This window comes from Streptomyces sp. NPDC058052, from assembly GCF_042885515.1.
Taxonomy (GTDB): Bacteria; Actinomycetota; Actinomycetes; order Streptomycetales; family Streptomycetaceae; genus Streptomyces.
On sequence record NZ_JBHVRX010000065.1, the window covers coordinates 1 to 10850 of the forward strand.

The 10850-nt window shown below is 71.1% G+C and carries 6 protein-coding genes; 2 read left to right on the top strand and 4 right to left on the bottom strand.

The window, feature by feature from the left end; translation table 11 throughout:
* From ACFVU3_RS39675 to ACFVU3_RS39685, 3 genes are all read right to left on the bottom strand, one after another.
* Positions 1 to 242 (bottom strand): hypothetical protein (locus tag ACFVU3_RS39675; RefSeq protein ID WP_390073663.1); only part of this gene is annotated, 242 nt, incomplete at its 3' end.
* Positions 243 to 474: 232 nt separating this feature from the next.
* Positions 475 to 1266, bottom strand: coding sequence for a TIGR03936 family radical SAM-associated protein (locus tag ACFVU3_RS39680; RefSeq protein WP_390073664.1), 792 nt, complete (start codon positions 1264 to 1266; stop codon positions 475 to 477).
* Positions 1267 to 1520: 254 nt separating this feature from the next.
* Complete coding sequence (locus ACFVU3_RS39685; RefSeq protein ID WP_390073665.1) at positions 1521 to 2156, bottom strand: hypothetical protein; 636 nt, start codon at positions 2154 to 2156, stop codon at positions 1521 to 1523.
* A 274-nt stretch (positions 2157 to 2430) separates the two neighbouring features.
* Between ACFVU3_RS39685 and ACFVU3_RS39690 the strand changes: the two genes are divergently transcribed.
* Positions 2431 to 4434 (top strand): glycosyltransferase, encoded by a 2004-nt coding sequence (locus ACFVU3_RS39690; protein ID WP_390073666.1) that lies wholly within the window; start codon positions 2431 to 2433, stop codon positions 4432 to 4434.
* A gap of 69 nt (positions 4435 to 4503) precedes the next feature.
* Here ACFVU3_RS39690 and ACFVU3_RS39695 read toward each other — a convergent pair whose 3' ends face one another.
* Positions 4504 to 8091, bottom strand: a complete 3588-nt coding sequence (locus ACFVU3_RS39695) for a CDP-glycerol glycerophosphotransferase family protein (RefSeq protein ID WP_390073667.1) — start codon at positions 8089 to 8091, stop codon at positions 4504 to 4506.
* 350 nt (positions 8092 to 8441) lie between these two features.
* Here ACFVU3_RS39695 and ACFVU3_RS39700 point away from each other — a divergent pair, with 350 nt between their 5' ends.
* A complete protein-coding gene (locus ACFVU3_RS39700) occupies positions 8442 to 10739 on the top strand; it encodes a CDP-glycerol glycerophosphotransferase family protein (RefSeq protein WP_390073668.1) in 2298 nt (765 codons plus the stop codon).
* Positions 10740 to 10850: the final 111 nt, after the last annotated feature.

Genomic DNA, 10850 nt, shown 5'->3' on the forward strand with positions numbered 1-10850 from the left:
GTGGCGGTGCGGCGGGTCGCGCGGCGGCGGGTCCGGGCCGGGGCGGCCTCGGCGGCCGGCTCGGCGGCGGGGGCCGCGGCGGGCTCCACGACGTCGGCGGGGGCCTCGGCGGTCTCGCCGGCGGCCGTCACCGGCGGGCCGGCGGGCCGGGAAGCGGCGCGGCGCCGGCGGCGCGGCGGCAGCTTGTCCCCGGGGGCGTTGCTGTCGTTGTTCTCGGCGGTCTCGTTGGTGTCTTCGAGCATGCGGGCGGTTCTCCCGTCACGCTCCCGGGCGCCGCGTCTGATTCCGGTGGGCGGCACGGACGCGCGTCGTGCGCGGTGCCGCCGTCCGGGGCGCGGGCGCCGCACGGGAGCTGAATGTCTGGCTCGCCGGTTCCGTACGCCCGATGCGTACGGCCTGGCGAAAGTCTCCTGGTCAGTGCGCTGCCCGACCCAGGTGGCTCCCGAGTGCCAGGGCTGCGCTCGACTCCGTCCCCTACGCGGGGCCTGCCTCCGGCGCCGTCGCCGGGGCGGTCGCGGCGGCCGTGGTAGAAGCGGCCGTGACTGCCTCGCGGTCGGGCGCGAGCGGGTCGGTCACCGTGCCGGACTCCTCGTCGAAGAGCCCCTGCGCCAGCCTGGTCACCGCTGCGGGGACCGGCGGCGCCAGGTCGGCCACAGCTCGGAGACCGGACAGGACGTCGTCGGGTCGCACGGCAGGTGTCACGTGCCGAACAACCAGCCGCAGTATCGCACAGGCATCGGTGGCGGGCCTATCACCCTGGGGATCACCCTGGGGACGGTCCGCGACGAGTTCGGCGACGGCGGAGCGGGTGTCGAAGGTACGGATGCCGTTCTTGGTCTTGCGCTGCACCTCCACCGTCTCGGCGGCGAGGAAGGCGTCGACGGCCTTGCGCGCGTCGTCGACGGGGACGCCGTCGAGCCGGAGCTCCCACACGGAGGCGGTGAGCCGGTCGGCGAGGCCGGAGGTGCGGGCCTCGACGGCGTCGGTGATGTCGAGGCCGGCCGGGAGGGACTCGTCGAGCAGCGCCCGCAGGGTCTCGGGGTCGCGGCGCTCGGTGAGGGCGATCTCCAGGAACTCGGCCTCGGAGCCCGTACCCGTCGGGGCGGCGTTGGCGTACGACACCTTGGGGTGCGGGGTGAAGCCGGCCGAGTACGCCATGGGCACCTCGGCGCGGCGCAGGGCGCGCTCGAAGGCGCGCTGGAAGTCGCGGTGGCTGGTGAACCGGAGGCGGCCGCGCTTGGTGTAGCGCAGACGGATGCGCTGCACCGCCGGTGCGGGCGGCGGGCCTTCGGGCTGTCGCTTGCCCAGTGGTTCTTCTCCTCGGTGCGGGGCGGGCGCGGGTGGCGCTCCGCCCGGAAGCTCATGGGCGTCCCGTGGGCTCCCGCCCGGATCACCCCCGCCCGGGGCGGGGAGATCTCGGGGGCGGGCGCCGCGCCGGGGACGTTCGTTGTACTACCCAGAGTACGCGCCCGGGCCACCTCGGGTTCCCCGGCGGGGCGCCGGGGGCGCGGGCGGGCCGGTCAGCGGGGGCCGCCGAAGAGGGCGGTCCGCACCTCCCGGGCGGCGCTGCGCACGGCGCGTCCGACGGCGGCGACGGGCCCCCAGACCCAGGTGCGCAGCCAGTGGCCGACGGGGGTGAGGATCACCCGGTACACCCAGGCGAGGGGACGGCCGATCGCGTTCCACAGCACCCAGCGGATCGCCCGGCCGACGGCCCCCACGATCTCCCCGGCGATCCGCCAGGCCCAGGCGAGGGCCGCGCCGACGAAGCGGCAGACCGGGCCGAGCACGTACCGCCAGAGCCAGGTGAGCGGGGTGACGACGAGCAGGTCGACGACCCACCAGACGGCCTTGCCGACGGGGACGAGGACCCATTCCCACAGCCACACGAGCGGGGTGACGACGAGCAGGTCGATCAGCCACCACAGGGCCCGGCCGACCGGGGCGAGCACCCATTCCCACAGCCACTGGAGGGGGATGACGACGAGATGGTGGATCAGCCACCCGAGGGCTCGGCCGATCGGGGCGAGGATCCAGCGCCACAGCTGCCGGAGACACCAGGCGAGGGCGTCCCAGACCAGCCGGAGGGGCAGGACGACGACGAGGGCGATGGCGCGCGCCACCCCCGTGAGGCAGCCTGGATTTTCCGTGTTCATGCCCAGGACGACGTTTCGGGACGGCCGGCGGGTTCCGGTCGCGGCGGCCGATACCAAGGCGTTACGGGACGGCGTACCCGGGGCATCCGTACGGTGGCGGACGGACCAGCCCCGCTTCCGGGTCACGGCCCCGTAACCTAAGGTGCGTCACCATCCGTGCTCGACGCACGTCCCGCATGCCCCTCCCCCCTCGGGGGCCCTCCACCCGCAGACATCGAGGCTCGGCGTGAAAATATCCTTCATCCTGACGGACCGCTGTCACATCGGCGGCGTAGTGAGCGCCATCCACAACCTGGCCAAGGCCCTCGTGGAAGACCACGAGGTCGAGCTGGTGGCGCTCCGCCGCAACCGTGACCAGGCGTTCTTCCCGCTCGACCCCCGGGTGAAGACCATCGCCCTGACCGACTACCGGAAGCACTCCCACGCCTACGACGGCGACGACCCGCAGATCGACGTCTTCCCGCACATCTACCCGAACGAGCCCGCGGACAAGAAGCCGTGGATCAGCCGTCTCGCGGAGAAGCGGCTGATGGAGTACCTGGCGACGACCGACGCCGACGTGGTGGTCAGCACCAACCCCAAGATCACGATCATGCTGGCCTACGCCGAGGGCGACTACCTCAAGGTCGCGACGGAGCACTCGCGCCCCGCGCAGTACGGAGCGCACATCCGTGAGCCCCTCTTCCGGGACGCGTACCCGAAGATGGACGCGATCACCGCGCCGACGCCGGACGAGCTGAAGACCATCGCCCACCACGTCCCCGGCGTGAGCCACATGCTCGCAGCGCTGCCCAACTGCATCCCGGCCCACGAGGGCCAGATGTCCACGGGCGAGAACAAGATCGTCGTCACCGCCGGTCTGCTCAAGCCGCACAAGGGCTTCGCCGATCTCATCGAGGCGTTCTCCGCCGTGGCACCGCGCCACCCGGACTGGAGCCTGCGGATCTACGGCTCCGGCCCCGAGCACGCCAACCTGCGCAAGAAGATCAACGAGACCGGCAGCAACAACCAGGTCTTCCTGATGGGCCCCGCCACCCCGGTCACCCCGGAGTTCGCCAAGGCGTCCGTCTTCGTGCTGCCCTCCCGCCTGGAGGCGTTCGGCAACGTCACCGTCGAGGCGATGGCGGCCGGCCTCCCGGCGATCTGCTACGACGCCCCGCACGGCCCCCGCAACATCATCACGCAGGGCGAGGACGGCTACGTCGTCCCCGTCGGCGACAAGGAAGCGCTCGCCGAGCACATCGAGAAGCTGATCTCCGACGACGACCTGCGCCGGAAGATGGCCGCGGCCGCCGTGGCCAACGTGGTCCGCTTCCAGGAGGCCGCCACCGCCGAGCGGTTCGAGCGGCTCGTCGAGGACATGCGGGCCCGCCGCGCCGTCCCGCGCGAGGCCACCGCCGTGGTCACCCCGCAGGGCGACGTCCGGGTCCGCGTCGACGGCCTGGCCGCCGGCAGCGACGCCGAGCTGGTCTGCAAGGACATCCGCAAGAAGGCCGAGGACGTCGTCCTGCCCTTCGTCGGCGGCGAGGCGCTGGTCCCCACGCTCGGCAAGCTCGCCGAGGGCGACTGGCAGCTCACCATCCGCGCCGCCGGCTCCCAGCTGCCGCTGAACTCGGCCGGCTGCGACACCCTGCACATCCTGTCGCTGAAGCACCCGCGCAGCGGGGGCCCCGCCCTCTCGCTGCTGCTGCCGTACGCGCACACGGACGGCACCCTGCGCGTCCAGAGCCGCGTGCGCGCCCAGCACGTCGAGGTCGCGGCCATCGAGGCCGGCTCCACCTCGATCGTCGTGGACGCCGCCGCCTGGGGCGCCGGGCTCGGCAGCGGCAGCGTCGTCGAGGCCGTCCACCGCAAGGAGGCCGACAAGAACTTCACCTTCCCGGTGAAGCCCGGCGCCGACGGGCGCTTCACGGCGACCCTGGACAACGCCGCCGCGGCCCGCCTCCACGCGAGCGGTACCGAGGACATCTGGGACCTGTGGCTGCTGCCCGACGAGAAGTCCGCGCGGATCCGCATCTGCAAGCTCGCCACGGACGTGCTCGTCCCGATGAACGTCTTCACCTTCCCGTACCCGGTCGTCAAGTCCTCCGGCGCGCCGGTCCCGGCCGCCGCCGAGACCAAGCCGAAGACCGGCGGCTGGCGCGGTCGCCTCGGCGCCGCCCCGGCGGTCGTGGCCACCACCGTCGCGGCCACCACCGGCGGCGGCGCGAACCACGAGCTGCGCCCGTACTTCTCCAGCAACGGCCAGCTGTCGCTGAAGATCATCGACAAGAAGTAGCGCGGAACGGCGAAAGGGCCCCGGCCCGCAGGGAGACCTGCGGGCCGGGGCCCTCTTCCGTGCCGGGGGTTACAGCGGCGCGCCGTCCTGGGCCGTCTTGAACATCAGGTCGGCCAGACGCTCCGACGCGTGACCGTCGTCGAGGTCGCAGAAGTTGTGGTGGAACGCGTCGTACTTGCCCTTGTACTCGGCCGCCACCTCGTCGATGTCGAGGATCGCCTGGATGAGCTCGTCGGAGGTGCCGATGAGCGGGCCGGGCGCGTCCTGCTCGAAGTCGAAGTAGAAGCCGCGCAGGCGGTCCCGGTAGTGCTCCAGGTCGTACGTGAAGAACAGCATCGGACGCTTGAGGTGGGCGTAGTCGAACATGACCGAGGAGTAGTCCGTGATCATGACGTCGGCCGCCAGATACAGGTCCGCGATGTCCGGGTACTCCGAGACGTCGAAGACGAAGCCGTTCCCGGCACCGGGGACGAGGTCCACGATGTTCGAGTGGCGGCGCACGAGGAAGACGTGGTCGTCGCCGAGACGGCGGCGGGCGTCCTCCAGGTCGACGCGGAGGTCGAACTTGAAGTGGCCGCGGCTGTGCGACAGGTCGTCACGCCAGGTCGGCGCGTACAGCACGACCTTCTTGCCCTTCGGCAGGCCGAGCTTCTCCTTCACGGCCTCGGCGCGCTCGTCGCGGTCCTCGGCGTAGAGGTAGTCGTTGCGCGGGTAGCCGGTCTCGGCGATCAGACCCTCGTAGCCCATGGCGCGCTTGAGGATGGGCGTGCTGAAGCGGTTCGACGAGACGAGGATGTTCCAGTTCGCCGACTCCTGGACCAGACGCGCGTGGTAGTTCGGGTCGAACGCCGGGGCGGTGATGTCCAGGCCGATCTTCTTCAGCATCGTGCCGTGCCACGCCTGGACGATGACCTGGCCCTCGCGCCGCTTGATCCAGTGCGGCAGGTGGGCGTTGGTGACGATGTACCGGGCGCGGGCCAGCGCCTCGTACCAGTCGGTGCCCTGGAAGCGGACCGCCTTGAGCGTGTCGGGCAGCTCGACCTGGCCGTCACGGACCGCCCACAGGTGCTCGACGTCCGAGCCCCGGCGCAGCAGCTCCTCGTGGAGCGCGCGAGGGCTGTCCGAGAACTGCTTGCCGTTGTAGCTGATGTACAGGACCTGGTCGCGCAGCGGCAGCTTGCGGCCGGCCTCGTACACCTCCTCGCGGAGCTGGTACTGGCGGTTGGGTCCGCGCTCCAGGTCGTTGAGGTCCGGCAGGCAGATGAGCTGCGCGTGGTCCTGCCAGAGGATCTCCAGGCGGTAGTCGCGGCCGTCCGCGGCGCCCTTCAGCGGGAACTGCGGCACGGCGAGCCGGTCCGCGACGAGCGTCAGCTGCGGGTCGGTCGCCTCCGCGCCGTCCAGGCGGAAGACCCAGCGGCCGGTCTTCAGCGGCAGGTTGTCGGTGGGGCCCGACATCCGGGAGGGACGGAAGGACGCCTCGAAGGTGCCGTCCGCGTGCAGGGTCAGCGGGACCTTCCGCTCGTCGAAGCGGCTCTTCGCGCTGACGACCAGGTGGTAGCCGGTCAGGTCCGCCGGGGCCGTACCGCGGATCGTGAACGTGCCGCCGGACTCCGCGATGTCGGTGATCTTGCCGCGCAGCGGACGGCCCGAGAACTTGAAGTAGCCGTTGGTGCCGCCGATGACCGCGACCTCGTTGAGGTCGGCGCCCTCGCCGAAGGACTTGGGCAGGCGGACCTGGAGGTCGGCGAGACCGTCCTTGATCACGGTCTTGAAGTTCCGCGGGCGCTCGCCGGGCTCCTCGATGCGGATCTGGGTGCTCCAGTTGCGGCGCATGGCCTTCGCGGCGTCGGGGGTGGCGGCGTCGAGGTGCTCGGGGAGCAGGGCGATGTCACGGAGCGGGACGCGGACGCGCAGCGGCTTGTGCTTGCCGGAGTGGTCGAGGACCTCGGCCGGGTAGAGGAGGACCTCGCCGCTGCCCTGGTTGATGACCCGCAGGAAGATCTCGGTGCCCTCGGCGACGGCCTCGCGGAAGCTGCACTCGACGACGAGTTCGTCACCCTCGGGACGGAAGTCCGTGATGAGGGCCGAGACCTTCTCGACACGCAGCTTGAGCGCGGCCTTCCGCACCTCGGGGAGCAGGCGGTAGTCCGCGTCGAGCCACTGGTAGGGCGGGTAGGAGAGGCGGTCGAAGCCGTACGAGTGCACGGAGCGGGAGCGCACCAGGCCACCGGACATGACGCGCATGCCGACGTGCCAGATGCCTTCCTGCCACTGGTCGCCCTTGCGCAGACGCGCCGGGTCGATGACGGTCTCCCAGCCGGCCCAGTCGAAGTTGTGGCCGCGGCCCTTGTGCCCGGATTCGGTGGTGGCCTCGGGGGCGAAGGTGTTGCCGAGCGGGATGAGCGTACGGCGCTGGGTGCCGTCCTTCTTCAGCTGGAGCACCTTGACGACGCTGCGCTTGCCGGAGTGGTCGACGCGGTCGATCCAGGCGTGGCCGGCCATCCTCAGCTTGCCGTCCTCCCAGCGCAGCTCGGTGAGCGGGGAGCGCAGCTGGAGGTCCTTGTCGACCCGGAGGAGCTTCTTGGGGACCAGGTTCGGCTGGGTGTCGAGCGCGGAGTACTTGGCGTACTTGCGCAGGACGCCTTCGAGCGGGACCGGCTCGCCGATGCGCTCGGCCTGGATGAAGGCGATGAGCTCCTTGACGGCGTGCTTGCGGGTGAGCAGCCACTTGACGCGCAGCGGGGTGGCGAGCGTCTCGATCAGATCGAAGTCGATGCCGTCGAGGAACTTGTTGGCCGTGCGCATGAACTCGGCGTGGTAATCCGCGTCGCCGTCGGGCATGACGTTGAGGAAGATGCGCAGGTCACCGGTGAGCACCGTGCGGTCGTAGTCGCGCTTCAGCGCCGCGGCGCCCGGCTGCCCGGCGAGGAAGCGGCTGACGCCCTCCACGGCGGTCGCGCGGTCGCGGACGGCCTTCGGCACGTTGCGGCGCTGGGTGATCGACGGGTTGGAGATGCCGTCGCGCAGCCGCCAGTAGTACGTGGTCTGGCTGATGATGTCGACGGACTCGGCGAGGTACAGGGCCGGGATGGTGACCGGGATGTCCTCGTACAGCACGCCCTCGGGGAAGCGGAACGCGTGCTGGTCCCAGAAGGAGCGGCGGAAGACCTTGTTGCAGGCGATGCGGTCGTTGAGCAGGATCCGCTTCTTGCGGACGTGCGTCTGGCGGACCGTGCCCTGGGAGATGAACTTGTGCATCGGCGACTGCCACACCCGCGACGAGTTGATGTGCTCGACGTTGCCCGACGCGAAGGAGGACTGGGTCTCGTCGAGGGTCTCGACCATGATCCGGTAGGCGTCCGGCGGGATGACGTCGTCGCTGTCGACGAAGGTGAGGTACTCGCTCTCCGGCGCCAGGGCCGCGAGGCCCGTGTTGCGCGCGGCACCCAGACCGGCGTTCTCCTTGCGGATCAGCCGGAAGCGCTCGTCCCGCTCCGCGAACTCAGCGGCTATGGAGTTCGACTCGTCCGTCGACCCGTCGTCGATCATCAGCACTTCCAGGTCCTGGAAGGTCTGGACGGCGAGCGAGTTGAGGCAAGCGGGCAGATACTCCGCCACGTTGTAGATCGGGACGATGACGCTGAGCCTGGGAGTCATGTAGTTCTGCGTTCCTTTCCGGTTCAGACCCGCTCGACAGGCTCGAGCGTCTGAGAGTGACGGGGCGTGCTCTCGTTGTTCCAGCGGGCCTGTGAGGGGTGTCTCCCCTCCGAGAAGGACCCGGCCGCCGGCCCGCTGCGCCCCGGCGCCGGAGCGCAGCACCGCCACAGCTCTTCAGAATAGACGATGGGCCCCCCGGCCGTTCGAGTCCGATTGGCCCCCGCCTCACCCGCCGGGAACACCCCGTTCACCCGGTCGGAGGCCCGTACGGGCACCCGCGCCCCCGAGAGGCGTTCGAGTACTCCTGTCATACTGCGCTTGAGCGGTTCGACTGAGGAGAGACACACGGTATGCCGTCTGCAGCTACCCCCCGTTTCAGCGTGATCATCCCGGTCTACGGGGTCGAGGGCTACATACGCGAATGCCTCGAATCGATCACCTCGCAGAGCTACCCGGACTTCGAGATCGTCGCGGTCGACGACTGCTCCCAGGACAGCAGCGGCGCCATCATCGACGAGTTCGCCGCCCGCGACCCGCGGGTCCGCGCCGTCCACCGCGAGCAGAACGGCGGCATCGGCGCCGCCCGCAACACCGGCATCGCCCACGCCCGCGGCGACTACCTGCTCTTCCTCGACGGCGACGACTCCATCCGCCCCGGCTCGCTGCGCGCCCTGGCCGACCGGCTCGCCGAGACCGACGACCCCGAGATCCTCCTCTTCGACTACGTCCGCACCCATGTGGACGGCACCGTCGAGCCCAGCAAGTCCGGCAAGCACATCGCCTCCCTCGGCGGACAGGTCGTCCGCCCGGCCGACCACCTCGAACTGCTGCGGATCTTCGCCGTGGTCTGGAACCGCGTCTACCGCCGCGACTTCTTCACCACCGGCGGCCTCGCCGGCGACGGCTTCCGCTTCACCGACGGCCTCTACGAGGACGCGCTCATGGTCTACACGACCATGGCCTCCGCCCGGAGCGTCGCCGGCCTGGAGTACGTCGTCGTCGAGTACCGCCAGCGCCGCCAGGGCAGCTCCATGCGGAGCAGCTCCCCGCGCAAGCACTTCGTGATCTTCGAGCAGTACCAGCGGGTCTTCGACTACCTCGAAGGCCGCCCCGGCCTCGACGCCTACCGCACGATCGTCTTCGAGCGGATGGTCAGCCACTTCCTCTACACCCTCGCCCGCGGCTTCCGAATACCGCGCAGCCACCGCCCCGCCTACATCCGCGAGGCCGGCAAGGCGTACCGCAGGAACGAGCCCAAGGGCTTCACCCCGCCGCCCGGCATCGTCGGCCTGAAGTTCAAGGTGCTCCGGACCGGCTCGTACGCGGCCTTCGAGTCGCTCAAGGCGGCCAACGGCACCCGCGAGACCGCCTTCCGCGCGCTGGGCAGGTCCAAGCGCTGGGGCGGCCGCAAGGCCCTGAAGACCTACTACGCGGTGCAGCGCCGGCTCCCCGTCGACGACAACCTCGCCGTCTACTCCGCCTACTGGGGCCGCACCCCCGGCTGCAACCCGCTCGCCATCCACGACGCCGCCAAGAAGCTCGCGCCGAACCTGCGCGGGGTGTGGGTGGTCAACCAGGCGTACGCCGGCAAGCTGCCCGCGGGCATCACCCGGGTCGCCCCCGCCACCTTCGGCTACTGGAAGGCCATGGCCCGGGCGAAGTACCTGGTCAACAACGTGAACTTCCCGGACTCCGTGGTCAAGCGCCCCGGCCAGGTCCACCTCCAGACCCACCACGGCACCCCGCTGAAGCGGATGGGCCTGGACCAGCAGTCCTACCCGGCCGTCGCCAAGAGCCTGGACTTCGGCAAGCTCATGGAGCGGGTGGACCGCTGGGACTGGAGCGTCTCCTCCAACCAGCACTCCACCGAGCAGTGGGAGCGGGTCTACCCGGCCTCCTTCCGCACCCTCAACACCGGCTACCCGCGCAACGACGTCTACTACCGGACCGGCGCCGAGGACGTCCGCCGGATCCGCGGCGCGCTGGGCATCGCCCCCGGCAAGACGGCGATCCTCTACGCGCCCACCGTCCGCGACCACCAGAAGGACGCGTTCGTCTCCCGTCTGGACCTGGCCCGCTTCGCCCGCGAGCTCGGCCCCGACTTCGTCCTCCTGGTCCGCGCCCACTACTTCTACGGCGGCGACCCGGAGCTGAGCGCGCTCGCCGAGCGCGGCGCCCTGGTGGACGTCTCCCGCCACCCCTCGGTGGAGGAGCTGTGCCTGGCGGCGGACGCCCTGATCACGGACTACTCGTCGATCATGTTCGACTACGCCAACCTCGACCGGCCGATCGTCACCTACGCCGACGACTGGGAGATGTACCGCACCTGCCGCGGTGTGACCTTCGACCTGCTCTCCGGCGAGCCCGGTGACACCCCCGGCGTGATCGCCACCACCGAGGACGAGCTGATCGAGGCGTTCCGCGGCGGTGCCTGGGCCGCCGAGCCCGCGGCCGCCCTGCGCCGCGCCTTCCGGGAGCGCTTCTGCGCCTGGGACGACGGCCACGCCGCCGAGCGGGTCGTCCGCGCCGTCTTCCTGGCCGAGAAGGGCCTGAAGCCCCCCGTCGTCCCCGTCGCCGAGCGCACCCCCGCGCCCACCCCGCGGGCCGCCGAAGCCGCCACCACCCGCCAGGAACACGTCACGAGCTGACCCCGGCACCCGGACACGAGAGGGGGGGGGGCCCGGGGGGGCGAGCCAGGGCGCCCCACCGGTGGGGGGGGGGGGGGGGGGGAACAGGCGCGGGGGCCCCCGCAGGAGGGA